Raw genomic sequence first — 25,975 nt, forward strand, 5'->3', positions numbered from 1 at the left:
GAGGTGTGCGGACGTCGTCGTCAGGTCGTCACTCGGGAGCTTGCTGAAGATCAGGCGGAGCGGGTCGCGCGGCAGGGGTGGTGGAGGGCGTCGTACCTGGTGATCGTGTGCAGGCGGGCGGCCACCGCGACTGCGGTCACCGCGGCGGGGAGCCGGCTGGGACGGATGCTCCGGATTCGTGCGCGGCCCCGTCCCCGTCCCCGGGGGCATCGGGCTCCCACCGCAGCAGGTCTCCGGGCTGGCACTCAAGCACCTCGCACAGCGCGGCGAGCGTGGTGAAGCGCACCGCCTTGGCGCGGCCGTTCTTGAGCACCGCCAGGTTGGCGGGTGTGATCCCCACGCGGTCCGCCAGTTCGCCCACGGACATCTTCCGCTTGGCCAGCATCACGTCGATGTCGACGGCGATCGGCATCAGATCACCTCGGCCAACTCGGCCCCCAGCTGCGACGCCTCGACGTCGCGTGCGACGGCTTGTGCGAGCAGCATCCGCAGCACGAGCACGATGAGCGCGTTCCCGAGGATCGCCAGGCACACCCCGCCCAGCAGGGCCACAACGCCCGGGGGCACGACCTCGCCAGGCGCCAGGACTGCCACGAGCGCGAGCACCAGGAGCGAGGCCGTCACGAACGCGCCGATCACGAGATGGACGTAGCGGAATGCGGCGTGGGAGAACACGGTTCCGCGTTGCGCCATCGTCACCAGCCGCCACACGCAGACCAGGACGACCTGGACCGTCACGACGCCCAGGACCGTGATCACGAGGACCGGAGTGCGGCGGTCCGCAAGGATGCTCTCCTCCATGGCGCCCGTCAGCATCGCCACCATCACCGCCTGGGCGACCACCGCCCCGGCGTGCAGTGCCACCATCACGGCGCGCAGCGCGAGCACTGTCAGCTTTCCCAACGCCACTCCCTTGATCGAATCACGATGGAAAACTATCGAATATCGATAGGATTGGCAAGTCGGGGCCGTCGGCGGGATGGGCCTGCGCGCCCTCCCGAATTCCTGACGCAGTGAGGCGAGCCGCCTCCCGGGGCCCCATGGAGGGGCCAGGTGTACTGACCCGCAGGGTTGTTGACGCGGCTGATGGGCGCCGCCGTCACGGCCCGGAGCACCGTGACCTTCGCGGCCGTCATCATCTGGCTCCGCTCATGATCGGAGAGACATGGCCTAGCGTGCCGTCAGCGCGAGTTGTTCGTGATGCAGGACTCTGTGGGGGAGGACGGATGGGACGGGGACGCTTATGGCGCATGGCGGTCCGTACCGCGCTCGTGGGAGTTGTGGTCGCCGCGACGGGGTGCACGAACGGTGCGGACGATCCATCAGGGAATGACATGTCGCCGCGTGCGCGGGGCTACTTGTCGGAGGCACTGAACCTCATGGAGAAGCACTCCCTCGTCCGTCACGAAGTCGACTGGGCGGACGTGCGAAGCCGTGGGTTTTCCCGGGCCCGCGGCGCACGGAAGCCGGCGGACACCTACGGGGCGATCCACTCGGCACTGCGTTCCCTGGGCGACGGGCACAGCTACTTCCGGACGCCGGAGCAGGCCGAGGCGAAGCTCAGGTCCTCCCCCGCTTCGTTCCGCGGCCTGCGGGGCCGTTCACTGAAAGGCGGCATCGGTTACGTCTCCCTCCCCGGGGCGGAGGGATCGCAGAAGGCGTACGACCGGTACGTACAACAGGGCCGGGAGGCCGTGGCGGCGGCGGACCGGTCCGGAGCCTGTGGCTGGGTGGTGGATCTCCGTGCGAACGATGGGGGTTCCCTGTGGCCGATGCTCGCCGTCGTAGGGCCCGTCCTGGGCGACGGCACGGCAGGCATGTTCGTGGACGCCGACGGCGACCGGTCCGCGTGGTCGATCAAGCACGGCACCCCGTACCGGGACGGCAAGCCGGCCGGTTGGGGCGACAGTCGGCCGCTCGCCAGGAGCACCCCACCGGTCGCGGTGCTGACGGGCAGCAGGACGGCCAGTGCGGCGGAAGCGGTCGTGGTGTCCTTCCGAGGACGTCCCCACACCCGGTCCTTCGGCGAGCGGACCAACGGCGTTCCCTCAGCGAACAAGCGCTACGGCCTGTCCGATGGGGCCGTGCTCACCCTCACAATAGCCAAGGCAGCGGACCGAACCGGCCGGACCTACGACGGAGCGATCCCCCCGGATGAGGAGATCCCCGAGAACCAGGAAGCAGCGGCCCGCGGCCGGGACAACGCCGCCCTGAAGGCGGCACGGAGCTGGCTCCTCGAGCAGGCCGCCTGCCGACGGCGGTGAACCACTGCCCGGCCGGACACGTCGGCGCCCTCGCAGGAGGGGTGTGAGCAGGTGCGGCACAGAAGGGCCGCCGGGGGCCGGTCGCGCACCGGCCCCCGGAGCCCCGGCATCAGGGCGGACGTCAGGCGCCGGGCCCGGCCACCTTCACCCCGTCCACCACGATGTCGGCGACGGTGTCGTAGAAGCACAGGTGGTCCTTGATCGCGGCGACCTCCGTGAGCGGGTCCGGGTAGGTCCACACCACGTCCTCGCGGAACTCGCCCGTGCCGTCCCGGTAGGACCAGTACGCGGCGTCGCCCTTGAACGGGCAGTGGGTGCTGGTGACCGTGGCCTCCAGGCGGTCCGTGGCCACGTCCGCCGGGGGAAGGTAGTAGCGGACCGGCAGGCCCGTCTCGTGCACCAGCACCGGACTGCGGGTCTCGGCGACGACCTGGCCCCCGATCTCGACCCGGACGTGCTGCGATCCGGGGACGGCTTCGACGGTGTGCTTGCGGTGGGGCACGATGCGCTCCTTCGCTGCCGACTGTGTCCATGTGCAGGCCGCGGTGCCGCCCGCAGTGCGGGCGGACGCTCACCCGGCGTTCCGCCGTCGGGTGTCGTTCACCCGGGGTGCTCTTCTCGGGCACTCGGGCGCCGTTCACCTGCTGTCCACGATGCCGACGCCCTTGTCCGGCGTGCGACCGACGCCTGATCCGGCGGCGTGTTGTGGCTCTCCCTAGGTCAACACCCGGTGCGGGCCGCTGATTCCTTCCCGCCCGTCCGCGGCTCGCCCCTCCGCGACTCGCAGGTCCGTGACTCGCCCGTCCGTGACCGCACCCGGGTGGAGGCCGCCCGGCGCGGGACCGCCTCGGTTGGGATCGCCCGGGTGGAGACCGCCCCGGTGGAGACCGTCCGGGTGGAGATCGTCCGGGTGCGGATCCCCCGGCACGCCCCAGTCACCACGCGCGCCCTCCGCCACCCCGCGCACCGCCGTGTGGGCGGCCCGGGCCAGGGCGCGGCGGTCCGCGTACGCACCGGCTGGTATCCGCGGCAGGAGTACCAGCTCGGCGACCAGTCCACGGGAGCGGGCGACCCGGCGCACCGAGGTGAGCAGGGTGTCCTCGCCGATGAACGCCGGGACGGCCGTGGGCGAGCGGTCCAGCAGCCGGTAGCGGACGGCGACCGGCTGCACGGGCGCGGACGCGTCGAGGGCGGCCTGGAACACGGCGTTCCGGAAGCGTCCGTGGCGGCGCCCGCACCAGGTGCTGCCCTCGGGGAAGGCCACCACGGTGCGGCCGGTCCGCAGCACCGAGGCGATCTCGCCGACCGTGCCGGGAAGGGCCCGCAGCCGGGCCCGGTCCACGAAGAGCGTGCCGCCGCGGGCTGCGAGCCGGCCGAGGACCGGGTAGTGCGCGATCTCCGCCTTGGCAAGCATCCGGCCGGGGCGGGCGGCGGCGATGAGCGGGATGTCCAGCCAGGAGACGTGGTTGGCGACGACGAGGGCTCCGGCGGCCGTCCGTTCGGCTTCACCTCCGGTGACCCGGACCCGTACGCCGAGGGCCGCGATCAGGGCCCGCGACCAGCGGGCGGTGAGCCGGTCGCGGAGCACCGCGGGGAACGCACCGACCACGGGCGACAGGAGGACTCCGCACATCAGCACGGAGAGCAGCGCCGCGTACCGGACCGCCCGGCGCGGCCCCGCCACGGTGGGCGCGGGGCCGGCCAGGCAGCGCGGGGCCGTGCACGGGGCGCTGGGCAGCCAGACGCTCATGCCGCCGGGGCGAGCGAGAGGAAGTGACGGAGGTAGCGCGGATCGGTGCGCTTCAGGGAGAGCAGGACGTACAGGTCCGCGACGTTGAAGTCGGGGTCGTGGGCGGGCTCCCCGCAGACCCAGGCGCCGAGCCGGAGGTAGCCGCGCAGCAGCGGCGGCAGCGGGGTGCGGCCGGTGGGGGCGACGCCGGTCGGCTGCCACGGCAGGCGCGGCTCGACCCGGTACTCCGGCGGCGCGAGGTGCTTCGCGGAGACCGCGTCCCAGACGCCGGCGGCGAGGGCTCCGCCGTCGGTGAGCGGTATGGAGCAGCAGCCGGCGAGCCACTCGTGCCCGCGCTCGGTCAGGTAGCGGGCGATCCCGGCCCACATCAGCGAGATGACCGCGCCGTCGCGGTGGGCGGGGTGGACGCAGGAGCGGCCGACCTCGACCAGGTCGTGCCGGAGCCCGGCCTGCCGGCCGAGGTCGAACTCGCCCTCGGCGTAGAGCCGACCGGCGACCGCGGCCCGGTCGGGCGGCAGCAGCCGGTACGTGCCGACGACGCGGCCGGTGCTCTCCTCGCGGACGAGGAGGTGATCGCAGTAGGCGTCGAAGGGGTCGATGTCCAGTCCGGGCTCGGTGGTGGCGAGCAGCGCGCCCATCTCCCCGGCGAACACCTCGTGCCGGAGGTGCTGTGCGGCCCGGACGTCCTGTGCGTCGCGGGCGAGGGAGACGGTGTAGCGGGGGCGGACGGCGGCCCGGCGCGGGGCGGGGGCGAGCGGAGGCGAAATCGTCATGCCTCCTGTGTGGCGGCGCGGGCTGGCCGTGACGTGGCCGTTTCACGGAGCGCGGGTGTGCGGCGGCTGAATGCTGAGGGCACCCGCCTCGCGGGCCGTGCCGGGCTGGGGCACGGTGGGAGGAACGACCGCATCGTCCCGTCGGCAGGGAGGGCGTCATGTCCGATCACACCTACCGGGTGACCGAAATCGTCGGATCCTCGCACGAGGGAGTCGATGCCGCAATTCGGAACGGAATCCGACGCGCCGCGCGGACGCTGCGCAATCTGGACTGGTTCGAGGTCACACAGATCCGCGGACACATCGAAGAGGGCGGTATCGAGCACTTCCAGGTCGGCCTGAAGGTGGGATTCCGGCTGGAGGACGCCGACGGACCGGGCTCCTGAGATCCTGCCGGGACGTACGCGTCCGTTCGGGGGCACCGTCGCACGGGCGGCGCAACCCAACGGGCATATAAGGATTAAAACGGGCAAGCTGGGAATAGAGTGGCGGCGGATCGCTGTTCGCCACGTTCCTCAAGGGGAGGACTCCCGTGCCCGTAAGCCTGGATCAGTTGCGCCGATGCACGGTCGCCGTCGACCTCGGGGCGGCGCGGACGAGGGTGTACGTGAAGGACACCGGTCTGGTCGTCGACGAGCCGAGCGTGGCCGCCGTGAACACCCGCAGCGGGGCGCTCCTCGCCGTCGGTGAACTCGCGGAGCGGATGAGCGGCCGGACTCCCGATCACATCCGGGTGGTCCGCCCCATCTCCGGCGGCACCGTGGTGGACATCGACATGGCGCAGCGCATGCTCCGTCAGCTCATCGGCGGCAAGCTCCGCAAGGCCTGGCGGCGCAGGCCGACGCTGCGGATCGCGGCCTGCACCCCGCACGACAGCGAGCCGCTGACGCAGCGTGCCGCCGTGGAGACCCTCACCGCGCTCGGCGCCCGCCGGGTGGAACTGGCGGACACCCTGGTCTGCGCCGCCGTCGGCTGCGGGCTCCCCGTGGAACAGCCCGAGGCGACGATGATCGTGGTGTGCGGCGCCGCGACCTCGCAGGTCGCGGTGCTCTCGCTGGGCTCCATCGTCTCCGCCGAGACCATCCCGGTGGGCGGCAACTCCATCGACCACGCGGTGGTCGAGCATCTGCGCAACGAGCACGAGTTGATGCTGCCGAGCCCGGCGGTGCGCCCGCTGCACCTCGTCCTGGGCTCGGTGGAGGAGACGCAGACCGAGGTGCACGGCCGGGACGTCACCACGGGGCTCGCCCGCTCGGTGGTGGTGGAGACCGAGGACCTGCGGCGGGTCATCTCCACCCCGCTGACCGGTGTGCTGGACGGCATCCGGACGGTCCTGCGGCGCTGCCCGCCGGACCTGGTCGCCGACCTGTCCGACCGGGGCATCATGCTGGCCGGCGGCAGCGCGCTGCTGCCCGGTCTGGACACCATGCTGAGCCGGGCGACCGGCATGCCCGCCCACACCGCCGAGCGGCCCGACACCTGTGCGGTGCGCGGGCTGGGCGCGATGCTGGAGGGCAAGGTCCAGCCGCTGCATCTCGACCCGATGGCGAGTTGAGCCGGCGCGGGCCGCGCCGAGGGGGCCTTGCACTGCGCCTGCCCGGGTCGCGTGGTCCGGTGCCGTGCGTCGGGCGCTGACCGTGCAAGGACCGCTGAGCGCGGGGGCGGGTGGTTGTTTCCGTTCCCGCCCCCGGCGCCTCTCAGGTCCTGCCCTCCCGCTCCTGCGCGTCGCGCAGGGCGGCCGACGGTGTCGCCCAACGGGCCCGCACCACCCGGAATCCGGCGCGTTCGCAGGCGTCGCAGACCAGCTCGTCGTCGTCCACGAACATCCGGATCTCCCGGCCCCGGGCGAGCCGGCACAGGATCTCCGGTTTGACGTAGCGGGCCGGGCGCCGGTCGCTGTTGGGCCGCATCAGCAGCCGTCCGTCCGGCAGGCCGTGCGCGGCCAGCCAGTCCAGGGTGTCCCGGCGGCACCGCTCGGGGCGGCCGGTCACGTACACCACCTCGCACTCGCCCGCGCTGCTCAGCGCGAGTTCGACGCCCTCGCCGAGCGGCGGGTCCTGCGGGGCCGCGGCGAAGAAGCCGTCCCAGTCGCGCGGGCGGCGCTCCAGGAAGTGCTGGCGGTGGGCGGTGCCGGCCAGGGTGCCGTCCAGGTCGAAGACGGCGAGCGGCCGGGGTCCGCCGGTCACGAGGCGTCCGCCAGGGACAGTGCGTGCAGCCGCTCCGGCGGTCCGGGGCGGGCGTAGTACCAGCCCTGGGCGGTGTCGCAGCCGAGGATCCGCAGATGCTCGGCCTGGGTTCCGGTCTCCACGCCTTCCACCGTAACCGCGAGGTCGAGGGTGTGGGCGAGCGAGACCACCCCCTCCACGATCTTGATGTCGATCGGGTCGGCCGGGTCCTGCTGCATGCCCCGGGTGAACGAACGGTCCAGTTTGAGCGTACTCACCGGCATACGGCGCAGATTGGAGAGATTGGAGTAGCCCGTGCCGAAGTCGTCCAGAGCGATGTCCACGCCCAGGTCGGCGAGTTGCCGGAGCGGCTTCAGCAGCGACTCGTCGGCGCCGATCAGCGCGGACTCGGTCACCTCCAGGCACAGACCGCTGGGGTCGAGCCCGGCGTCCTTCAGTACGTCCACCGTGTCCCGGACCAGGCCCGGGTGCCGGAGCTGGAACGGCGAGAGGTTGACGTTGACCCGCAGCGGTTCCCGGCTCGCCCCGAACTGCCAGTCGCGGGCCTGCCGTACGGCCTCCTCCAGCACCCAGCGGCCCAGCGGCACGATCAGCCCGGTGTCCTCGGCCAGCGGGATGAACTGGTCGGGGCCGAGGATCCCGCACCGCGGATGGCACCAGCGCACCAGGGCCTCCGCACCGTGCACGGTGCCGTCGCTGAGCCGGACGAGCGGCTGGTACTCGATGAAGAACTCGCCGCGCTCCAGGGCCATCGGAAGGCTGGTGGTCAGCGCATGCCGGGTGATGGCCACGACGTCGGCCTCGGGATCGGCGTGCTCGTAGCGGTTGCCGCCGGCGGCCTTGGCCCGGTACATGGTGATGTCCGCGCTGCGCAGCACCTCCGCCGGGCCCAGTTCCCCCGCGGGCCCGTCGACGATGCCGATGCTGCCCCGGACCGGGAGTTCGCGGCCGTCCAGCGTGACCGGCTCGGCGAGCGCGCACAGGATCCGGCGGGCGAGGGCGGTCACGTCCTCCTGCGTCGCCGGGTCCTGGATGAGCGCCACGAACTCGTCGCCGCCGATCCGGGCGATCAGTTGCTCCTCGGAGGTCAGGCAGGTCTGCAGCCGGTCGGCCACGGCCACCAGCAGCTGGTCGCCCACGGCGTGTCCGAGGCTGTCGTTGACCGCCTTGAACCCGTCGAGGTCGAGGTAGCACAGCCCGAAGCGGGCGGCGCCGCTCCGGGTGCCGAGCGCCGCCTCCAGGCGCTCGAAGAACAGCGTCCGGTTGGGCAGCCCGGTCAGCGCGTCATGCGTCGCCTCGTATCGCAACTGCTCGTGCAGCAGCCGCCGTTCGGTGATGTCCTCCATGAGCGCGAGCATGTACTGCGGCTCGCCCGCGGCGTCCCGGAGCAGTGAGACCGTGAGGTCGGTCCAGAGCACGGTCCCGTCGGTGCGGTAGTACGGCTTGTCGATCCGGTAGTGGTCGCGCTCGCCCTGGGCCACCTCGCGCTGCAGGTTCCAGACGCCCGGTGTGTCGTCCGGGTGCGCCCACTCGGTGACCCGGCGGCCGCGGAGATGGTTCTCCAGACCGCCGAACATCCGCAGCAGCGCGTCGTTGACGTCGAGGATGTTCCCGTCCATGTCCGAGATCCCGATGCCCACGGTGGCGCCCTCGAAGACCGCCCGGAACCGCGCCTCACTGGTGTGCAGCGCCTTCTCCGCCTCGGCCTGCGCGCGCAGCGCGGCCCGGGACATGGCCTCCTGCTCACCGAGCGTGCGCTCGCGCAGGGCCTGCGCGAAGCCGGCGGCGATGGAGTGCTGCAGCCGCACGCTCCGGGCCCGGCTCTCCTCCGCCGGCAGGGTCTCGCAGGGCAGGCAGTACAGCACCAGGTACGCATCGACCACCCCGAGCGACCGGGGCAGCGACCCGGGGTCGGTGCAGTGCGCGGCGACCAGGGCCTCCCCCACCCCCACGCCCGGGTTCGGGTCGAACGGCCGCGCGGCGAGCGCGTCCCGGAGCTGTCGCGCCAGCGGTACGAGGAACTCCTCGAACTCGGCGCGCGTCATCGAGGTGGCCGTGGCCGGGTAGATGGCCCGGCTCCATATCCGCGCGAAGCGCCGCAGGCGGCTCTCCGGTCCGTCGGCGTCCGGATCGTCACGTTCGGGATGCCCGGTCTCCCCGGGGGGTCTGGTCACGCCTTGTACCCCACGCCGGCAAAGCCGGTGAAGACCACCGGGTCCTCGTGCTCGGGCGGGGTGTCCGGACGCCAGTTCGGCATCGCGACCAGACCGGGGTCGGCGAAGGTGAAGCCGTCGAAGAACCGCTCGACCTGCGCGCGCGACCGCATGATCAGCTGAGAGCTCGCTTTCCGGTACACCTGTTCCACCCTTTCGCCCTGCTCGGAGGATGTGGGCCCGCCCTCGGTCGAGGCGTGGGTCAGCACCAGGACGCTGCCCGGGGCGAGGGCGTCCCGGAGTTCGGCGACCGCCGCCCACGGCTCGTCCTCGTCGACGAGGAAGTGCAGTACGGCCACCAGCAGCAGCGCGACCGGGCGGTCGAGATCCAGCAGCCCGCCCGACGCGACGCTGTCCAGGATGCTCCGCGGCTTGCGCAGATCGGCCGCGACGACGGAGGCGTGCGCGTTGTCCTCCAGGACGGCGCGGCTGTGTGCGACGGCGACCGGGTCGTTGTCGACGTAGACGACCCGGGCCCCGGGGCCGGCGTCCTGCGCGACCTCGTGGACGTTGCCGAACGTGGGTATGCCGGAGCCGATGTCGAGGAACTGGGTGATGCCGCGGTCCACCGCGTAGCGCACCGCGCGGCGCATGAAGGCCCGGTTGGCTTGCATGATTTTGGGCAGCCCCGGCATGATCTCGATCGCCCTGCGGGCGGCTTCCCGGTCGACCTCGAAGTTGTGCGAGCCCCCCAAGTAGTAGTCGTAGATTCGGGAAACGCTCGGCACGGAAAGGTCGATGCCCTGAGGGGCCCAGGAGGGGCGCTCCATCTAAGTCTCCAGCTGTCAGCCATGGTTGGTCCGGCCATGTTCATGCCGCTGTCCACCTGAGGCTACTGAACCGCCCGTCAACAGCGGAACCTCAAACGGAAATCTTCGGTCCGTTCTCGTCACAGACCGCAGGCAAGTGCGCCGGGCGCGCACGTGGTGTTGCGCCGGGCGCACGGGGCGTGCAGCCCGGGACGCCGCTCCCCGGGTCCGGGCACCGGCCGTGCGAGGCCCGGCGGAACGCGGTTGAACTCCAACTCCGATGTCGTGCCGTCGAGTTCACCGGAGAGACGATCAACTCGCTTTTACATCCGTCGGATTCATGGACCGTGTGAGCAATTTCGCTTCTGTGACAGCTGCTTCACCGACTCCGCGAGCGGCCTCGGTACGGCGGTCCGGCGGGCGGCCTCCGGGTGGGCCGAGTGGCCCCGCGGCGGCGGATCAAACCCGGGCCGCCCGTGATCCATCCCTTCGGGGGGAACCTCGGCCACACCATGGCCGAAAGGCGCGGCCACGACGCAGGATCGCCGCGTGAACGCATGGCACCGGGTGGGGGTCGTCCTCGCGAGCGCGCTGCTCGGGACGGCGGTGGGGGCAGGGCTGTTGGGCGTGGCCGAGCGGCCCGCCGCCGCCTGGGACGGCCCCGACGTCCGGGTCACCACCCCGGCACGGCAGCTCCAGGTGCCCGGCCGACAGGGGGCGGCCCGGCGGCAGGTACCGGAGGTGCGGATCACGGTGCCCGGCCGGCACGTCACCGTGGCGCGGCCCCGGATTCCGCCGCCCCCGGCGCCCCGTGTCACCGCTCCCCGACGGACCGGAGGCCCCGAGGTACGGGTGACCGCCTCGGCCGGGGGTGCCGTGGCCGAGGCCGAGGTCTGCCCGGGATCGGCGCCGTGGCCGACCGCCTCCGCCGGTGCGGGCGGCGCCGTGGCCCGGGTCGTCTGCCGCCGGCCGCCTCCACCCCCGCCGGCACAGGCGCCGGGGCCGCCCGCCGTACGGCCGCCCGCACCGCACCGTCCGACCTCCGCGCCCCGCCCGGCCCGGCCACCGGCGTCGCCGTCGTCGTCACCGGCCCCGCGGCCGTCCCCGTCGTCCGCCGTCCCGGCACCGCCCGCCCGGCCGGAGCGGTCGGCCCGTCCGTCGGCCCGCCCGTCAGCCCGCCCGTCGGTCCGTCCGTCGGTGGCGCCGTCGCCGGCCGCCCTGGCCCGCCCCGGCTACCGCAAGGCGGTGCGGAAGAAACCGCCGAGCGGGGGCTCGGTGGTCATCTTCACCCTGCTCATCACGGCGCCCGCGGTGCTCGCCGCGGCAGCGCTGCGGCCCCGCTCACGACGCTAGGCCGCGCCGACATCGTCCCGCCCGACTCCCGCCCGCCTCCCGGCCGACTCCCGCCCCGGCAACTTCCGGCCATGCCCCGCTCCGGCCCGCGGCCCTCGCCGCCCGACCCGACGAACCCGCCCACGGAAGGACACCCATGCCCGGATGGCTGGTGCTGACCATCGCCATGGCCGCCGCCTGCACCGTCGTACTCACCGTCGTGCTGCTCCATCATCGCCGCGTCGCGGAGGACGACGACCCCTCGGAGACGCCCGATGTGCTCGACTACATGACGATGATGATCGGCGTGGTCTACGCCATCGTGCTGGGCCTGGCCATCGCCGGTGTGTGGGAGGCCCGGGGCGCGGCCGAGGACGGGGTGCGGACCGAGGCCCAGGCGCTGCACGAGGTGAGTGCCCGCGCCGAGGTCTACGCGCCGGCCGCACGTGAGCGCATCCGCCGGGACATCGACGCCTATGTGCGCCATGTGGTCACCGAGGAGTGGCCCCGCATGGCCGACGACGACGGACTCACCGCGCGCGGTACCGCGCTGATGGCCCGGGTGCGCAGCGACGTGGCCGGACATGTTCCCCGCTCCGAGCTGGAGAACCAGGCCTACCAGCCGATGGTCGATCACATCGCCGCGGCCGACGACGCCCGCGGCGCCCGGGCCCGGAACGCCGGTGCCACGATGCCGGGCGTGGTGTGGTTCGGTCTCATCACCGGTGCGGTGGTGACCGTCGGGATGATCTTCGTGCTGCAGATCCGGCGGACCGGGCGCGAACTGCTGCTGGCCGGGCTGTTCAGCGCGCTCATCGCGTTCCTGCTCTTCCTGATCTGGTACTTCGACACACCGCTCGGCCGGGGTGCCGCGGATTCGGCCGCCCCGTTCCTCGACCTCTTCCCGCGCGCTGCCGGAACCGGCGGGTGACGACCGGGCAGAGCGCGTACCGACGCGCGCCTCGGCCGGGCTCGGCCCGGGGCCGGTGCATGATGCCCCGGCACAGCGCGGCGACGCGACGCAGGCTCGGGGCGGCCGATCCATATCTGCAGCCGCACTGATGACGCGGGCCCGGGGACCTGCCCGTACGGATCGGTGGCTGCGGTTCTGCGGTTCTGCGGTTCTGCGGTTCTGCGGTCACAAGCGGCCCTCGGCCCCGTACGGTCACCGCGTCACCCCGTGCTCCGTTCCAGCGAGGTGACGGTACGTCGGAACGGGGCAATCCGGTCACTCGCGCGGCCCCGTCGACGGGCAGCCCCGCTCCGCTGCCTGTTCGCTCGTGGTGAGGCGCGGCCCCGCCGACTTCGCGGAACCGCTTCCGTGACCGCGCCGCACGGGAGACCGTCATGCGCCCACGCCGCCTCCTCCTCGGCGGAGTCCTGGCCGCGGCCACCGCTCTGGGCAGCGCCGGGACAGCACATCCCGCGGTCGGCGGCCCGGTCGTCGTCGAACCGGCCCCGGCCGTCGCCGGCAGCCTGGTCTCCGTGTCCGACGGGGGCAACTGCCGGGGTGCCGGCGGCCTCGTCACCTTCCGGCGCGGCGACACTCCGGCGCGGATCCCGAGTCTCCGGCTCACACCGCTGCGCGACCGGGTGGGCGGCGCGACCACCGTGCCGCTCCGCACCCGGCCCGGCACGTACACCGCCTCCCTGATGTGCCACCACGAGGACGGGCGGGTGACGGGGCCGTTCACCGGCACCCTCCGCGTCGTCGGGGAGGGGGAGGGCCCGGAGGGGGACAGCGGGAGCCGGGACAAAGGAAGTCGGGACAACGGAAGCCGGGGCGGCGATGACCGGGGCGGCGGGCACCGCGACCTGAACCGCCCGCGCGGGGCCACGCAAGCGGGTGCGGGCGGCACCGCCGGGAACGCCTGGAAGGCCGGTGCGGGAGCGACCCTCGTGGCGGCGGCCCTGTCCGGAGCCGCCCTGCTGCACCGCCGCCGCACCCGGCGCGGGCAGAGCTGACCGGCCGCATGGGCGGACCGGACAGGAGCGGTACGGACAGAAGCCGTACGGACAGGAGCGGCACGACCAGGGGCAATACGAACGGGAGCGGCACGGAAGCCGACGGCGTCGGGCGCTGGGGCACGGCCGCCGTGATCATGGCCCTGCTCGCCGGGGCCTGGCTGCTCGGCGACGCCGAGGACGCCCCGCCGCGCCCGGATTCCGTCGCAGCGCCCACCGGACAGATGGCCGCGGGGCCGGACCGCGCCCCGGGCCGGCCGATGCTCCGCGCGGCCCCGGTCCGGGTGCGGATCCCCGTCATCGGGGTGGACGCACCGGTCACGCGGCTGGCCCTGGAGCCCTCGGGCCGACTGGCGACCCCGCCGGCCGAGCGGCGCAACCTCGCCGGGTGGTGGGCGGACGGACCGTCACCCGGCCAGCGCGGGAACGCCGTCCTGGCCGGGCACGTCGACACCGCCGACGGCCGCGCGGTGTTCTTCGCCCTCGGCTCGCTGCGCCGCAACCACACCGTGGAGGTCGACCGCTCCGACGGCAGCCGGGCCGTCTTCTCGGTCGACGCCGTGGAGCTCCACGCCAAGGAGCACTTCCCGGACCGCCGGGTGTACGGGCCGACCGCCCGGCCCGAACTCCGCCTGATCACCTGCGGCGGGGCCTTCACCCGGGAGTCCGGCTACCAGGCCAATGTGGTCGTCTACGCGCACCTGGTGGCGCCCGGCGGATCCGCGGGAAACCGTGCCGGATAGCCTCGCCGGGTGGACGAGAGGGAACCCGCGCCGTTCGAGCGCGGAACGGACGGCCCCAAGGTCATCGTGGCCGGAGTCGACGGCTCCGACTCCTCCTGGCGCGCCGCCGCGTACGCCACCGGCCTGGCACGGCGGCAGAACGCACTGCTGGCGATCGTGTACGTGCAGCCGGTCCGCGCCGCGGGCACCGCGCTGGGCGCGCCGGTCGCCGAGACGACCGAGGAGGTCGCCGAGGAGCTGATGGCCGAGATCCGGACGGCCGCCGAGCGGGTGCGCGGCATCTACGACGTGCGCTGGGAGTTCCACACGCTGCGCGGCGACGCCTACAACGGGCTGGTCCGGGCGGCGGACGAACTGCGGGCGGACGCCGTGGTGGTCGGCGCCTCCGAGCAGGCGGGCCACCGCATCATCGGCTCGGTCGCGGTACGGCTGGTGAAGGCGGGGCGCTGGCCCGTCACCGTCGTCCCGTAGGAACTCCCCCGGCGCCCTTCATCCGGTGAGGCCCCGGTGGCGCGGCCGGGCCGTCGTCCGGCGCCCCTTGGTGACACGACCCCACCGCGCACCGCACCCGCGAGCGGCGCCCCGGCGCGCTGCCGACGGGAGTCACCATCCAGCCGGCCACACCCGGTCACCAGGACGTCTCCCGCACCGTCGCCCGGTCCTCCGGGGTCGTGGTCGCGGTGATGACGGACTCCTGGCGGTCCCCGGTGAACGTCACACTCAGCGTGCTCGCATCGGTCTGCGAGGTGCGGACCGTGAAGCTCCGGGTCGGGATCGCGGAGACCAGGCACACCCCGTCGCTGCCGAACCGCACGGACGCCTGTCCGCCGGCCGACTGGATGGTGTGCACCCCCGACCCCCCCTCACCGCAGTCGCTCGCCCCGCTCGGGCCCGTGCCACCGGTGGCGGGGTTCGTCGTCTTCGACGGGGAGGGCGAGGGCCGCGGTGTCGTCCGGGTCGCGGTCGGACGCGGGGACGGCTTCGAGGTCGGCTTCCCGATGCTCGGGGACGGGCTCGGCTTCGGTGAGCTGCTCGACGGGGACGGCTTTCCAGAGGCCGAGGAGAAGACCGTCGGCGCCGAGCGGGCCACCGGCGGGGTCGGCTTGGTCGATCCCACCACGAAATGGACCGTGAGGATCACCGCCGTCACGCTGACGGCGGTGCAGGAAAGCCATATGAGCAGGTAGCGCAGGTACCGGGACACGACACCATACTGGCGGACCGGCTACCGTGCTGGGTCATGGCATCCGTGCTTCTCGTCGAGGACGACCCCGTGATACGCAGCGCACTCATCGAAGTGCTCTCCGCGCACGGACATGTCGTGCACAGTGCCTCACAGGGGTTCGAAGCGCTCCGCGAGGTGACCCAGCGGGCACCGGACGTGGTCGTGCTGGATCTCGGGCTGCCGGATCTGGACGGCACGGACGTCCTGCGGATGCTGCGAGGAATATCACAGGTTCCCGTGGTGGTCGCCACCGCGCGGGACGACGACGCGGAAGTGATCAAGCTCCTCAACGCGGGCGCCGACGACTACGTGGTGAAGCCGTTCTCCGGGGGGCAGCTCGCCGCCCGGCTGGGCGCCGTGCTGCGCCGCACCGCGCCGCCCGCGGCGGCCGCGTACCCGGCGGGCGGCCCGGAGCAGAGCGCCGGAGTCCCCGCGGCGCCCCGCATTCTCCAGGTCGGCGACCTCCAGGTGGATCCGCCGGCCCGTACGGCCTACCTGGCGGGGCGGGAACTGCGGCTGACCCGGCGGGAGTTCGACCTGCTGGCGTATCTGGCCGCCCACGCCGACCAGGTGGTCTCCCGGCGGCGCATCCTCGCCGACGTCTGGCGCCAGCCGTACGTGGAGGACCAGACCATCGACGTCCACCTCTCCGCCCTGCGGCGCAAGCTCGGCGAGCGGGCCTCCCAGCCGCGCTATCTGCACACCGTCCGGGGGATCGGCATCAAGCTGGTGGCCCCGCGATGAGACGCGCTCTCGCGGGGGTCGCGCTCGCGGTGACCTCGATGGTGGCGCTGTCGTTCCTGATCCCGCTCGCCCTGCTGGTCCAGTCCGAGGCCCGCGGCCGCGCGACGACGGAGGCGGAACAGCGCGCCGCCGCCCTGGCCCCGGTGCTCGCGCTGACCACCCGCCCCTCCGATGTGCAGCAGGCCGTCTCCGGTCTGGACGCCGGGCACCGGCTCGGGGTGCACCTGCCGGGCGGCAGTGTCATCGGCGCGGAGCACGCCCCGGCGGACGCCCTGGGCCGGGCCGAGCGGGACAAGGAGACCCTCGCCCTCGGCACCCGGGACGGCTGGGTCTATCTGCAGCCGGTGATCCTGGCGAAGAACCGGGTCGCGGTGGTCGAGTCGTTCGTGCCGCGCTCCGACCTCGACCGGGGGGTCACCCTGTCGTGGGTGGTCATGTCGCTGCTGGCGGTGGGGCTGGTGGCCGGTTCGGTGGCCGTCGCGGACCGGCTCGGGGCGCGCGTCGTGCGGTCCTCGCGGAGCCTGTCCCGGGCCTCGAACTCCCTGGGCTCGGGGGATCTGGAGGTACGGGTCGAACCGGCCGGACCGCCGGAGCTGAAGGAGGCGGGCCGGGCGTTCAACTCGATGGCGGACCGGGTCGTCCAGCTGCTGGCGATGGAGCGCGAGCTGGTGGCCGATCTGTCGCACCGGCTCCGGACTCCGCTGACGGCGCTGCGCCTGGAGGCCGAGCGGATGAGTGCTGCGCCGGGCGCGGAACGGCTGACCTCCGCGATCACCCACCTGGAGACCGAGCTCGACTCGATCATCTCGGCCGCCCGCTCCCCCCTCGCGGTCGGACCGCTGGGCGCGGTCACCTCGGGCCGGGAGCGGCGGAGCGCCCCGGCGCCGGCCGGGCCGGACGAGCTGTGCGAGGTCTCGGACGTGGTCCGCGGCCGGGTGGAGTTCTGGTCGGTGCTGGCCGAGCAGCAGGGGCGCTCCTGCCGGCTGTCCGCCACGGCGGAGCCCACCTCGGTGCGGCTGCCGTCCGACGATCTCGCGGCCGTCGTGGACGCGCTCATCGGCAATGTGTTCCAGCACACGGCCGAGGGAACGGCGTTCGCGGTGCGGGTGGAGCGCACCGCGCAGGCCGTCGTGCTGTCGGTGCACGACGCCGGGCCGGGCATCGCCGACCCGGATCTGGCGCTCGCGCGGGGCGTGAGCGTCGGCGGCTCGACGGGGCTGGGGCTGGACATCGCCCACCGCGCCACCCGGGCCACCCGCGGGGAGGTGCGGATTCTGCGCGGCCCGCTGGGCGGTGCGCTGGTCGAGGTGACGCTGGGCCTGGCCGCGGAGGCGAAGGGCGGCCTGGGCCGCTCGTCACGGCGGCTCCGGCGGTCCGGCCGGCAGGCCCTGGGCCTCGGCCGGCTCGCGGCACGCTTCACCGCTTCGAATTCCGGCTCTGGTTCCGGCTCCGGTTCCGGCTCTGGCTCTGGTTCCGGCTCTGGTTCCGGTGCGCGCCCCGGCTCCGCGTCACGCCCGGGTTCCGGTTCGGGCCGGCAGCACGGTCACGGCTGACGGAGCGGCGCCGCGGCAGCAGTCGGCGACAGGCTCGGACACCCATCAACGAAAGCGGATCAGTCGCCCCGAACCCAGGCAGAAAACGCGAAACCGGCCGGATCCGGCAAGCTCCCTGAAGCTTGCACGGGTCCGGCCGGTTCCGGTGGACGGGTGGGTACAGGTGAGTTCCGGGGGGGTGGAACCGCCTGCACCGGACCGTCCGGCGGGCCAGGATCAGCGGCTTGCGCCGAAGTCCTGGGTCCACCAGGGGCCGCCGTCACCCTCGTGGACTCCGATGCCGATTTCCTTGAAGTCGCAGTTGAGTATGTTCGCGCGGTGGCCGGAGCTGTTCATCCAGGCGTCCATGACCGCGTCCGCGTCCTGCTGGCCCTGGGCTATGTTCTCGCCGATCGCCGACCAGGCGTACCCCTCGGCCTCGACGCGGTCGGTCATCGAGGAGCCGTCGGGGCCGGTGTGCGACATCACGCCGGACCGGGCCATGACGTCGCTGTACTTATCGGCGGCGTCGGTCAGCTTCGGGTTGCTGGTGAGCGGGCTGCAGCCCGCCGACGCCCGCTCCTGGTTGACGAGTTGGAGAACCCGGGCGGCCTCGCCGGTCGCCGCAGCCGGAGCCTTCTTCACGACCGGCGCCCGGCTGGGGGTCTCGGTCGCCGAACGCGTGGCGCGGGGCTGAGCCGCTCGGGTCTTCTTCTCCTGCACGGTGCGCCGGGGGCTCGGCTTCGCCGAAGCCTTGGTCCGCTTCTCGGACGGCGTCTTCGACGCCGTCGGGGAGGCGGTGGTCGACTCCGCTTCCTCGGCCATGGGGGACGCCGAGGACGCGGGGCCGTCCGACGCAGGTCGTGCATCGGCCACCGGTGCGCTGTCACCGCCCGGGACCACCATGGCCACCCCGGTGCCGACGCCGGCGACGACCGTCAACGCCCCGGCCGCGACGGCGATCCGCCGCAGCGGGAGACCGGCCAGGGGGCCGGCGGGGCGCCGATGGGACGTCGGACGTCTGCCGTCTCGGGTGCTCATGATGGTCGTTCCTCCGATGGGCTGTGGGCACGCGCCGGTTTGTCGCCGGCCGACTCGACTGAGCCTAGGGGTCCGCTTCGGTCCGATCATCATTCGAGCGAGATCTTCAAGAACCCATAAGACTTCGCTCAGACACTGCTTGGGATCTTGCCCCTGGAGCGGCACATCGGGTTGATCATCCGGCCCCGCCCCTGTCCGGCCCGGCTCACCCGGAGGGCGGCGCCATTTGTCGGACAAGCCCCGGTCGCGGAGCGGCGTCTTTCGTCGTCGGGGACGGTCCGCCATGATGAGCCGCCGTCAGCTGCCGTCGGAGAGAGGACATTTCGTGGCCGGGCTCCGGATGGGACAAGGCGTACTCCGCCGCAAGCCGCTCGAGCACATCACGGAGGCCGAGGGCGGTGCGACCGAACGGCTCGACCGGGCGCTGGGGCTGTGGCAGCTCACCGCGATCGGCGTCGGCGGCATCATCGGGGCGGGCATCTTCACCCTGGCCGGAACCGTCGCCAACGGCACGGCCGGACCCGCCGTCCTCATCTCCTTCCTGATCGCGGGCGTGGCCAGCGCCGCCGCGGCCTTCTCCTACGCCGAGTTCGCGGGCCTCATCCCGAAGGCCGGGTCCGCGTACACCTACGGCTACGCGGTGCTGGGCGAGCTGGCCGGCTGGTTCATCGGCTGGGACCTGCTGCTGGAGTACACGGCGATCGTCGCGGTCGTCGCCATCGGCATCTCCGGGTACTTCAACTTCCTGCTCAACGAGATGGGCGCGAACCTGCCCGACTGGATGCTGGGCGCCTCGGGCACCGGCCCGGGCCACCGGGTGGACCTGATCGCCGCGGTGCTGTGCCTGTTCATCGCCTATCTGCTGAACCTGGGCATCAGGAGCGCGGCGCGGTTCGAGACGATCGTGGTGGTGCTGAAGGTCCTGGTGGTGCTGCTCGTCATCGTCGTCGGCTTCTTCCACGTCAAGAGCAGCAACTACACCCCGTTCTTCCCGTTCGGGGTGGGCGGCGCGTTCACCGGCGCGGCCACCGTCTTCTTCGCGGTGTTCGGCTACGACGCGATGAGCACCGCGGCCGAGGAGTCCAAGGACGCGCAGCGGCACATGCCGAAGGCCATCCTCTACTCGCTCGCCGTCTCGATGGTGCTGTACGTGCTGGCCTGTCTGGTGCTGACCGGCATGCAGAAGTACACGGAGATCGACCCGGAGAGCGGGTTCTCCACGGCCTTCAAGTCGGTGGGGCTGAGCGGTATCGCCGATGTGATCGCGGTCGGCGCGATCATCGGCATTCTCACCGTGATGTTCACCTTCATGCTCGGGGTGACCCGGGTGTGGTTCTCGATGAGCCGGGACGGGCTGCTGCCGCACTGGTTCGCCAAGACCCACCCGACCCGGCACGTGCCGACCCGGGTGACCTGGATCGTGGGCTTCGCGTCGGCCGCGATCGCGGGCTTCGTGAAGATCGGCGAGGCCGCCGAGCTCACCAACATCGGCATTCTGCTGGCGTTCGCGGTGGTCTGTGTCTCGGTGATCGTGCTGCGGTACCGGCGGCCGGAGCTGCCGCGTGAATTCCGCTGCCCGTGGATGCCGTTCGTGCCCGCGGTCGGCGTGGCCGCCTCCATCTGGCTGATCACCTACCTCCAGTGGCAGACCTGGGTCCGCTTCGCCGTCTGGTTCGTGATCGGCCTGGTCATCTACTTCACCTACTCCCGGCACCACTCCGAGCTGGCGAAGGCGGAACGGACCGGGGAGCCGGGCCCCGGGCAGACGGGCTGAGCACTCCGGGCCCGGGACGGCCGGGCCCTGGGACGGCCCGTCGGGCGGACGAACCGGGGGCAACGGTCCCTTCGGGCAACCGGCGGCGTCCCTTCGGGCGGCCGACGGGGCAGCGGGCGGGGGCGGGCGCGCAGCCGGCGGAGGGCGTGGCGGGCTACTTGAGCAGCCGGGACATCCGCCGGTCCGCCAGCGGCTTCCCGCCCGTCTGGCAGGTGGGGCAGTACTGCAGGGACGAGTCGTGGAACGACACCTCGCGGATGGTGTCACCACAGACGGGGCACGCTTCACCGGTCCGCCCGTGCACCCGCAGCCCGCTCTTCTTCTCGGCCTTCAGCTTCCCCTCGGCGAGCCCCCGGGAGCGCTCCACCGCCTCCCGCAGCGTGCTCCCCAGGGCCTCGTACAGCCGCGTGGTCTCGTCCTCGGTGAGGCTCGCGGCGAGCTTGAACGGCGACATCCGCGCCACGTGCAGGATCTCGTCCGAATAGGCGTTCCCGATCCCCGCGATCACGCTCTGGTCCCGCAGCACGCCCTTGATCTGCCGGCGCTCCTCGCCCAGCAGCCCGGCGAACCGCTCCCGGGTGAAGGCGGCGTCGAGCGGGTCGGGGCCCAGCCGGGCGATGCCCGGCACGTCGGCCGGGTCGCGGACGACGTGGACGGCGAGACGCTTCTGCGTACCGGCCTCGGTCAGGTCGAAGCCGGTGCCCTCGGGCTCGGCGAGGTGCAGCCGCAGCGCGAGCGGCCCCTTGCCGGGCCGGGGCGGAGCCGCGGGCAGGTTCTCCCGCCACTGCAGCCAGCCGGCCCGGGCCAGATGGATCACCAGGTGCAGGTCGTCGGCCGAGAGGTCGAGGAACTTGCCGTGCCGCGCGGCGGCGGTGACGGTCCGCCCCTCCAGCGCGGTCAGCGGCGGATCGTAGGTCTTCAGCACGCTGACGGCCACCGGCTGGACGCGCCCGATCCGCCGGCCGACGAGCGAGTCGGCCAGGAATCCGGTGAGCGCTGCGACCTCCGGCAGTTCCGGCATGACCCCAGTCTGCCCCAGCACGGGCGAAGGGGGACGAATGCGCCGTCACGTGGAGCAGCGGCGCGGCACCGGTCCCGGGATTCGCCCCGTGGACGGCGGGCCGACGGGACGGCCCCGGGGCTCGTCCTGTCGCCTTGGGGCACAGGTCCGGGTCCCGCCGGAGTGCCCGGCGGGTCCGGCCCAGGGCCGCCCGGCTCCGGACCGGGGCGGCCCGGGGCCGGACCGGGGCGGCCGGCTCAGAGCAGTCGGCTCCGCTGCCCCCGCACCGCCGCACCGCCGCACCGCCGCACCGGGGGAGCCGGCTCCGCTTCGCCCGCTCAGCCGCGCCGGAGCAGCGCGGTCTCCGGGGCGGTGTTCTCCAACGGGACCGCGTCCGAACGGACCAGGCCCAGTTGCACGGCCTGCCGTGGCAGGGCCGCGTCGAGCAGCCAGTCGGCGCCGACCCGCAGCCGGTTCCCCGGCATCGCCAGCAGGTGGTAGCCGCGGGTCACCGCCTTGGCGAGGGGGCCGGCCAGCCGGAGCCCGAGCGGGTTCGCCGCCGCCTGGAAGCCGCCGAGGTCGACGACGAAGCCCAGGTCACGGTGTTCGTACGGGCGGCGTTCGCCGCGCCCGAAGGAGGCCGCGATGTTGTGCGCCGCCCGCCTGCCCTGGCGTTCCGCGTGCTGGGCCGTCATCGGGGTGATGTCGCCCGGCCGGGTGAGGTCGGGCACCGCGGCCGCGTCACCGCAGGCGAACACCTCCGGGCGGCCGGGCACGGTGAGGTACTCGTCGACGACGAGCCGCCCCTTCTCCGTCGGCAGGCCCAGCTCCTCGACGAGCGGGTCGGGGCGGACGCCGACGCACCAGACGAGGGTGCGGCTGGGGACGAACCGGCCGTCGGTGAGCCGGACCCCCTCCTTGCCGGCCTCCTCCACCGAGGTGCCGGTGCCCAGTTCCACGCCGCGTCCGGTCAGCACCCGGGTCGCCGTCGCGGACATGTGCTCGGCGAGTTCGGGGAGCACCCGGGGCGCCAGGTCGAGGAGCAGCCAGCGCGGCGGCGGTTCGTCCCGCAGCCGCGGATGCTGCCGGGCCAGCTCGTCGGTGAACAGCTTGCCGTTGGCGGCCACCTCGGTGCCGGTGTAGCCCGCGCCCACGACGACGAAGGTGGTGCGGGCGTCCCGTTCCCGCGGGTCCTCCGCGGCGCCGGCCAGTTCGATCTGCCGGGTGATGTGGTCCCGCAGATACAGCGCCTCGGGCATGCCGCGGAATCCGTGCGCGTGCTCGGTGACGCCGGGTACGGGGAGCAGCTTGTTCACACTGCCCGCCGCCAGGACCAGCCGGTCGTAACCGACCTCCCGGTGGCCGCCTTCGGGGTCGGTCACCCCGACCCGGCGCCTGTCGAGGTCCACCCGGTCGGCGGCGCCGAGGACGAGGCGGACGTCCGGCAGGGTGCCGACGAGCGGTACGGAGATCCGGCGGGGTTCGAGGATGCCGGTCGCCACCTCGGGCAGCAGCGGTACGTACAGGAAGTAGTCGGTGGGGTTGACCAGCACGATCTCCGCGGCGCCGCGGGCGAGGCGGGACAGTGTGCGGGCGGTGTGGAAACCGGCGAAGCCGGCTCCGATGATCACGATGCGCGGTCGGCTCATGGTCCTTCCCGGAACGGATCGGCGCGTGCGCTTCCGCTGTGCCGGGTTCCCGTCGCCCCGGTACCGAATCAGGGGACGTGGCCCCCGACGGCGGTTTCCGGCCGGTTGCGGAGCGCCGTCCGGCCCGGTGCCGGAGGCGTTCGGACAGGCCGTGGCGTAGACCGTTCCCCGGCGGCCGGGGCGGAACGGGGCCGGCGCCCGGCCCTTCCGGCGGGGCGCGCCACGTTCCGCCGGGCGGCTTCGGAACGTTCCTCCGGGCGGGGCCGTCACCACAATCCCCCGGACGGGCCGACGGGCCGCTGCGCCCCGTCGGCCTCCCGGCTTCCGCGCCAACTCGCGGGGGTGGGCCGGTCCTTGACTTGCCCACGGTGGGCAGCGAGCCTGAATCGGCTCTGACAACGTTGTCCCCCTTCGGGTGCGGAGGCCCTTCATGGCATGGACCGAGAAGCGCGGGGAGCACCGGACGCGACGCCGTCCGGCCGGAGTGCTCGGCGCGGTCGGAGCCGCCGCCCTGGCCGCCCTGCTCGCGGCGGCCCCGGGCGCACCCAGCGCCGGCGCCGCAGACCACCGGCCGACCCCATGGGCCGGCGCCGCGGAGGACCGGCCGGCCCGGCTGACCGACCTCGTCGATCCGTTCATCGGCACCCGGGACGACGGGAACACCTTCCCCGGCGCCACCGTGCCGTTCGGGATGGTGCAGCTCTCCCCCGACACCGGCCACTCCACCGGCTACGACTGGGACGACTCGAAGATCCGCGGCTTCTCGGCCGTGCACCTGGCGGGGGTGGGCTGCGGCATCGGCGGTGACCTGCCCGTCATGCCCACCACCGGCGAGATCACCAGCACCGACAACGACGTCTACGCGTCCCCGTTCCGCCACGACGAGGAGACCGCGTCGCCCGGCTACTACCGGGTCAAGCTGCCGGCGTACGGCGGCATCACCGCCGAGCTGACGGCCACCCAGCACACCGGCCGCCAGCGCTTCGCCTACCCGGCCACCCGGACGGCGAATGTGCTGCTCAACACCGGTCAGGCGCTGCACAAGGTGACCGACAGCCGGGTCCGGATCCTCGACGACCGCACGGTGGCCGCCACGGTCACCGGCAACGGCTTCTGCCAGCGGACCGAGCCGTACACGGTGCACACCATCACCCGGTTCGACCGGCCGTTCACGGCCCACGGCACCTGGAACAAGGCGAAGGTGACCGCCGGTTCGGACGCCTCCGAGGGGCCCGGCCGGCGGGGCGCATACGTCCGCTTCGACACCACCGGCGGGGACCGCGACGTCGAGGCCGTGACCGCCATCAGCTACGTGGACCCGGCCGGGGCGTCCCGGAATCTGGCCGCGGAGGGCCGGGACTCCTTCGACGAGGCCCGGGAGGCGGCCCGCGAGGCGTGGGAGCGGCGTCTCGCACCGGTGCGGGTGCGCGGCGGCACCGAGGAACGGCGCCGTGTCTTCTACTCCGCGCTGTACCGCGCCCTGCAGCACCCCAACACCGGCCAGGACACCGACGGCCGCTACACCGGCTGGGACGGGAAGGTCCACCACGCACAGGGGTTCACCTACTACCAGAACTGGTCGCTGTGGGACACCTACCGCACCCAGGGCCAGCTGCTCACCCTGCTCGCTCCCCAGGAGCTGCGGGACATGGCGCTGTCCCTGCTGGCGGTGGACCGGCAGGGCGGCTGGCTCCCCCAGTGGGGCTACGGACCGGTCGAGACGAACATCATGACCGGTGACCCGGTGACACCCTTCCTCACCAACGTCTTTCAGCAGGGACTGCTGACGGGACATGAGGAACGGACGTACCGCGCCCTGGTGCGGAACGCCGACGGGGTGCCGCCCGAGTCCTCCCCGTACACCGGCCGGGAGGGCAACCGGGAGTATCTGGAGCGGGGCTTCGTGCCGCACGAGCCGAAGCGGAAGAAGAATGTGCCGGGCGACTACGACTACCAGCACGGCGGCTCCGCCACGCTGGAGTACGCGCTGGCCGACGCGGCCCTCGCCGGGATGGCACGCGATCTGGGCCATGACCGGGACGCCGAGCGCTTCGCCGCCCGCGCGCAGAACTACCGGAAGGTCTTCGACATGACCACCGGCTTCTTCCGGCCGCGGGACGCCGAGGGGAAGTTCACGGGCCCGGCCGACCCGGCGAAGGGCCAGGGCTTCCACGAGGGCACGTCCTGGCAGTACACCTGGCTGGTCCCGCAGGACCTGCCGGGGCTGATCTCCCTGCTGGGCGGCCGGGCGGCGGCCGAGCGGCGGCTGGACACCTTCTTCGACTACGACGCACTGCACACCGACCCGGTCGGAACGGCCCGCGAACGGTGGGTCAGCGGCCCGTACGACTACTACAACGCGGACCGGTACAACCCGCGGAACGAGCCGGACCTGCTCGCCGCGTACACCTATCTGGCGACCGGCAAGCCGTGGCGGACGACGGAGGTGACCGACGCGGCGCGGACGCAGTTCACGGACGCCCCGGACGGGGTCACCGGCAACGACGACCTGGGCACCATGTCGTCCTGGCTGGTGCTGACGTCGATGGGGGTGTATCCGGTCTTCCCGGGCACGGCCACCTGGGGGCTGTCCACACCGGCCTTCGACCGGGTGGACCTGGCGCTGGACCACCGCTGGTACCCGCAGGGCCGGTTCCGCATCTCGGCACCCGGAGCAGCGGAGCGGCGATTCGTCCGGTCGGCGAGCCTCGGTGGACGCAACCTGGCGCGCACCTGGATCACCACGGACGACATCCGGGCGGGCCGGGACCTGGCGTTCCGGGTCGGCTCGCGCCCTTCGGCGTGGGGCACCCGCCCGGAGGACGCGCCGCCGTCGCTCTCCTCGGCCGCCGGCCGCTGACCTCCGGGGCGGTGGGCGGCGGGCCCGGTCATGGGTGGCCTTTCGCCGGCAGGTAGGCGGCAGGCGGCAGGCGGCAGGCGGCAGGCGGCAGGCGGCAGGCGGCAGGCGGCAGGCGGCAGGCGGCAGGCGGCAGGCGGCAGGCGGCAGGCCAAGGGTGGTGGGTCAAGGGTGGTGG

24 protein-coding genes are annotated in these 25,975 nt (G+C 73.3%); 13 read left to right on the forward strand and 11 right to left on the reverse strand.

Annotated features, from left to right (window positions below; all coding sequences use genetic code 11):
- Nucleotides 1–136: 136 nt before the first annotated feature.
- Both AC3EQ1_RS03170 and AC3EQ1_RS03175 read right to left on the reverse strand, forming a co-directional pair.
- Nucleotides 137–412 carry a helix-turn-helix domain-containing protein gene (locus tag AC3EQ1_RS03170; RefSeq protein ID WP_432092674.1) on the reverse strand — a complete coding sequence of 92 codons (276 nt, stop codon included), beginning with the start codon at nt 410–412 and terminating at the stop codon, nt 137–139.
- On the reverse strand, nt 412–903 hold the full coding sequence (locus AC3EQ1_RS03175) for a DUF2975 domain-containing protein (RefSeq protein WP_432092675.1): 492 nt from the start codon (nt 901–903) through the stop codon (nt 412–414). The genes AC3EQ1_RS03170 and AC3EQ1_RS03175 overlap by 1 nt, the downstream gene beginning before the upstream one ends.
- 476 nt (nt 904–1,379) lie before the next feature.
- Between AC3EQ1_RS03175 and AC3EQ1_RS03180 the strand changes: the two genes are divergently transcribed.
- A complete protein-coding gene (locus AC3EQ1_RS03180; protein WP_432092676.1) occupies nt 1,380–2,264 on the forward strand; it encodes a S41 family peptidase in 885 nt (294 codons plus the stop codon).
- A gap of 121 nt (nt 2,265–2,385) precedes the next feature.
- Here AC3EQ1_RS03180 and AC3EQ1_RS03185 read toward each other — a convergent pair whose 3' ends face one another.
- From AC3EQ1_RS03185 to AC3EQ1_RS03195, 3 genes are all read right to left on the reverse strand, one after another.
- Nucleotides 2,386–2,766: a DUF427 domain-containing protein gene (locus tag AC3EQ1_RS03185; RefSeq protein ID WP_432092677.1), complete on the reverse strand. Its 381-nt coding sequence runs from the start codon at nt 2,764–2,766 to the stop codon at nt 2,386–2,388.
- A gap of 213 nt (nt 2,767–2,979) precedes the next feature.
- Nucleotides 2,980–4,014, reverse strand: coding sequence for a lysophospholipid acyltransferase family protein (locus tag AC3EQ1_RS03190; RefSeq protein ID WP_432092678.1), 1,035 nt, complete (start codon nt 4,012–4,014; stop codon nt 2,980–2,982).
- On the reverse strand, nt 4,011–4,787 hold the full coding sequence (locus AC3EQ1_RS03195; RefSeq protein WP_432092679.1) for a GNAT family N-acetyltransferase: 777 nt from the start codon (nt 4,785–4,787) through the stop codon (nt 4,011–4,013). The genes AC3EQ1_RS03190 and AC3EQ1_RS03195 overlap by 4 nt, the downstream gene beginning before the upstream one ends.
- Before the next feature lie 158 nt (nt 4,788–4,945).
- Here AC3EQ1_RS03195 and AC3EQ1_RS03200 point away from each other — a divergent pair, with 158 nt between their 5' ends.
- Together AC3EQ1_RS03200 and AC3EQ1_RS03205 are read left to right on the forward strand one after the other, a co-directional pair.
- Complete coding sequence (locus AC3EQ1_RS03200) at nt 4,946–5,173, forward strand: dodecin (RefSeq protein WP_432092680.1); 228 nt, start codon at nt 4,946–4,948, stop codon at nt 5,171–5,173.
- Nucleotides 5,174–5,319: 146 nt separating this feature from the next.
- Nucleotides 5,320–6,342: a rod shape-determining protein gene (locus AC3EQ1_RS03205; protein WP_432092681.1), complete on the forward strand. Its 1,023-nt coding sequence runs from the start codon at nt 5,320–5,322 to the stop codon at nt 6,340–6,342.
- A gap of 142 nt (nt 6,343–6,484) precedes the next feature.
- Here AC3EQ1_RS03205 and AC3EQ1_RS03210 read toward each other — a convergent pair whose 3' ends face one another.
- The 3 genes from AC3EQ1_RS03210 to AC3EQ1_RS03220 are packed head-to-tail and all read right to left on the reverse strand — an operon-like array spanning nt 6,485 to nt 9,956.
- The gene (locus AC3EQ1_RS03210; protein WP_432092682.1) at nt 6,485–6,973 is read right to left on the reverse strand and encodes a phosphatase domain-containing protein; all 489 of its coding nucleotides are present in this window, start codon (nt 6,971–6,973) and stop codon (nt 6,485–6,487) included.
- The gene (locus tag AC3EQ1_RS03215; protein ID WP_432092683.1) at nt 6,970–9,147 is read right to left on the reverse strand and encodes a putative bifunctional diguanylate cyclase/phosphodiesterase; all 2,178 of its coding nucleotides are present in this window, start codon (nt 9,145–9,147) and stop codon (nt 6,970–6,972) included. Before AC3EQ1_RS03215 ends, AC3EQ1_RS03210 begins: the two co-directional genes overlap by 4 nt.
- Nucleotides 9,144–9,956, reverse strand: a complete 813-nt coding sequence (locus AC3EQ1_RS03220; protein ID WP_432092684.1) for an SAM-dependent methyltransferase — start codon at nt 9,954–9,956, stop codon at nt 9,144–9,146. Before AC3EQ1_RS03220 ends, AC3EQ1_RS03215 begins: the two co-directional genes overlap by 4 nt.
- Before the next feature lie 528 nt (nt 9,957–10,484).
- On the opposite strand from AC3EQ1_RS03220, the gene AC3EQ1_RS03225 reads away from it, so the two are divergent.
- The 8 genes from AC3EQ1_RS03225 to AC3EQ1_RS03260 all read left to right on the forward strand — a co-directional run bounded on the left by AC3EQ1_RS03225 (nt 10,485) and on the right by AC3EQ1_RS03260 (nt 17,497).
- Nucleotides 10,485–11,288: a hypothetical protein gene (locus AC3EQ1_RS03225; protein WP_432092685.1), complete on the forward strand. Its 804-nt coding sequence runs from the start codon at nt 10,485–10,487 to the stop codon at nt 11,286–11,288.
- A 136-nt stretch (nt 11,289–11,424) separates the two neighbouring features.
- Nucleotides 11,425–12,198, forward strand: a complete 774-nt coding sequence (locus tag AC3EQ1_RS03230; RefSeq protein ID WP_432092686.1) for a bestrophin-like domain — start codon at nt 11,425–11,427, stop codon at nt 12,196–12,198.
- Between the two features lie 416 nt (nt 12,199–12,614).
- Nucleotides 12,615–13,232, forward strand: coding sequence for a hypothetical protein (locus tag AC3EQ1_RS03235; protein ID WP_432092687.1), 618 nt, complete (start codon nt 12,615–12,617; stop codon nt 13,230–13,232).
- Between the two features lie 8 nt (nt 13,233–13,240).
- Nucleotides 13,241–13,975 (forward strand): class F sortase, encoded by a 735-nt coding sequence (locus tag AC3EQ1_RS03240; protein WP_488187138.1) that lies wholly within the window; start codon nt 13,241–13,243, stop codon nt 13,973–13,975.
- Between the two features lie 9 nt (nt 13,976–13,984).
- Nucleotides 13,985–14,446: a universal stress protein gene (locus AC3EQ1_RS03245; protein ID WP_432092688.1), complete on the forward strand. Its 462-nt coding sequence runs from the start codon at nt 13,985–13,987 to the stop codon at nt 14,444–14,446.
- 254 nt (nt 14,447–14,700) lie between these two features.
- Nucleotides 14,701–15,162, forward strand: a complete 462-nt coding sequence (locus AC3EQ1_RS03250) for a hypothetical protein (RefSeq protein WP_488187139.1) — start codon at nt 14,701–14,703, stop codon at nt 15,160–15,162.
- 53 nt (nt 15,163–15,215) lie between these two features.
- Nucleotides 15,216–15,944, forward strand: a complete 729-nt coding sequence (locus AC3EQ1_RS03255) for a response regulator transcription factor (protein WP_432092691.1) — start codon at nt 15,216–15,218, stop codon at nt 15,942–15,944.
- The gene (locus AC3EQ1_RS03260; RefSeq protein ID WP_432092692.1) at nt 15,941–17,497 is read left to right on the forward strand and encodes a sensor histidine kinase; all 1,557 of its coding nucleotides are present in this window, start codon (nt 15,941–15,943) and stop codon (nt 17,495–17,497) included. The genes AC3EQ1_RS03255 and AC3EQ1_RS03260 overlap by 4 nt, the downstream gene beginning before the upstream one ends.
- Nucleotides 17,498–17,713: 216 nt before the next feature.
- Here AC3EQ1_RS03260 and AC3EQ1_RS03265 read toward each other — a convergent pair whose 3' ends face one another.
- On the reverse strand, nt 17,714–18,517 hold the full coding sequence (locus AC3EQ1_RS03265) for a CAP domain-containing protein (protein WP_432092693.1): 804 nt from the start codon (nt 18,515–18,517) through the stop codon (nt 17,714–17,716).
- Nucleotides 18,518–18,842: 325 nt separating this feature from the next.
- Between AC3EQ1_RS03265 and AC3EQ1_RS03270 the strand changes: the two genes are divergently transcribed.
- Entirely contained in the window at nt 18,843–20,291 is a 1,449-nt protein-coding gene (locus AC3EQ1_RS03270) for an amino acid permease (protein ID WP_432092694.1), read from the forward strand.
- A gap of 154 nt (nt 20,292–20,445) precedes the next feature.
- On the opposite strand, the gene AC3EQ1_RS03275 is transcribed toward AC3EQ1_RS03270, so the two are convergent.
- Complete coding sequence (locus AC3EQ1_RS03275) at nt 20,446–21,312, reverse strand: Fpg/Nei family DNA glycosylase (RefSeq protein ID WP_432092695.1); 867 nt, start codon at nt 21,310–21,312, stop codon at nt 20,446–20,448.
- A 317-nt stretch (nt 21,313–21,629) separates the two neighbouring features.
- On the reverse strand, nt 21,630–22,940 hold the full coding sequence (locus tag AC3EQ1_RS03280; protein WP_432092696.1) for an NAD(P)/FAD-dependent oxidoreductase: 1,311 nt from the start codon (nt 22,938–22,940) through the stop codon (nt 21,630–21,632).
- 430 nt (nt 22,941–23,370) lie between these two features.
- On the opposite strand from AC3EQ1_RS03280, the gene AC3EQ1_RS03285 reads away from it, so the two are divergent.
- Nucleotides 23,371–25,800, forward strand: a complete 2,430-nt coding sequence (locus AC3EQ1_RS03285; protein ID WP_432092697.1) for a GH92 family glycosyl hydrolase — start codon at nt 23,371–23,373, stop codon at nt 25,798–25,800.
- Nucleotides 25,801–25,975: the final 175 nt, after the last annotated feature.

The sequence above is a fragment of the Streptomyces sp. bgisy100 genome (assembly GCF_057709105.1).

What these genes read in the sequence shown, in the direction of transcription:
- AC3EQ1_RS03260 (WP_432092692.1), top strand. Translation starts at nt 15,941, where the DNA reads ATGAGACGCGCTCTCGCGGGGGTCGCGCTCGCGGTGACCTCGATGGTG.
- AC3EQ1_RS03200 (WP_432092680.1), top strand. Translation starts at nt 4,946, where the DNA reads ATGTCCGATCACACCTACCGGGTGACCGAAATCGTCGGATCCTCGCAC.
- AC3EQ1_RS03255 (WP_432092691.1), top strand. Translation starts at nt 15,216, where the DNA reads ATGGCATCCGTGCTTCTCGTCGAGGACGACCCCGTGATACGCAGCGCA.
- AC3EQ1_RS03235 (WP_432092687.1), top strand. Translation starts at nt 12,615, where the DNA reads ATGCGCCCACGCCGCCTCCTCCTCGGCGGAGTCCTGGCCGCGGCCACC.
- AC3EQ1_RS03275 (WP_432092695.1), bottom strand. Translation starts at nt 21,312, where the DNA reads ATGCCGGAACTGCCGGAGGTCGCAGCGCTCACCGGATTCCTGGCCGAC.
- AC3EQ1_RS03240 (WP_488187138.1), top strand. Translation starts at nt 13,241, where the DNA reads ATGGGCGGACCGGACAGGAGCGGTACGGACAGAAGCCGTACGGACAGG.
- AC3EQ1_RS03280 (WP_432092696.1), bottom strand. Translation starts at nt 22,940, where the DNA reads ATGAGCCGACCGCGCATCGTGATCATCGGAGCCGGCTTCGCCGGTTTC.
- AC3EQ1_RS03220 (WP_432092684.1), bottom strand. Translation starts at nt 9,956, where the DNA reads ATGGAGCGCCCCTCCTGGGCCCCTCAGGGCATCGACCTTTCCGTGCCG.
- AC3EQ1_RS03265 (WP_432092693.1), bottom strand. Translation starts at nt 18,517, where the DNA reads ATGAGCACCCGAGACGGCAGACGTCCGACGTCCCATCGGCGCCCCGCC.
- AC3EQ1_RS03190 (WP_432092678.1), bottom strand. Translation starts at nt 4,014, where the DNA reads ATGAGCGTCTGGCTGCCCAGCGCCCCGTGCACGGCCCCGCGCTGCCTG.
- AC3EQ1_RS03230 (WP_432092686.1), top strand. Translation starts at nt 11,425, where the DNA reads ATGCCCGGATGGCTGGTGCTGACCATCGCCATGGCCGCCGCCTGCACC.
- AC3EQ1_RS03285 (WP_432092697.1), top strand. Translation starts at nt 23,371, where the DNA reads ATGGCATGGACCGAGAAGCGCGGGGAGCACCGGACGCGACGCCGTCCG.
- AC3EQ1_RS03180 (WP_432092676.1), top strand. Translation starts at nt 1,380, where the DNA reads ATGGAGAAGCACTCCCTCGTCCGTCACGAAGTCGACTGGGCGGACGTG.
- AC3EQ1_RS03170 (WP_432092674.1), bottom strand. Translation starts at nt 412, where the DNA reads ATGCCGATCGCCGTCGACATCGACGTGATGCTGGCCAAGCGGAAGATG.
- AC3EQ1_RS03195 (WP_432092679.1), bottom strand. Translation starts at nt 4,787, where the DNA reads ATGACGATTTCGCCTCCGCTCGCCCCCGCCCCGCGCCGGGCCGCCGTC.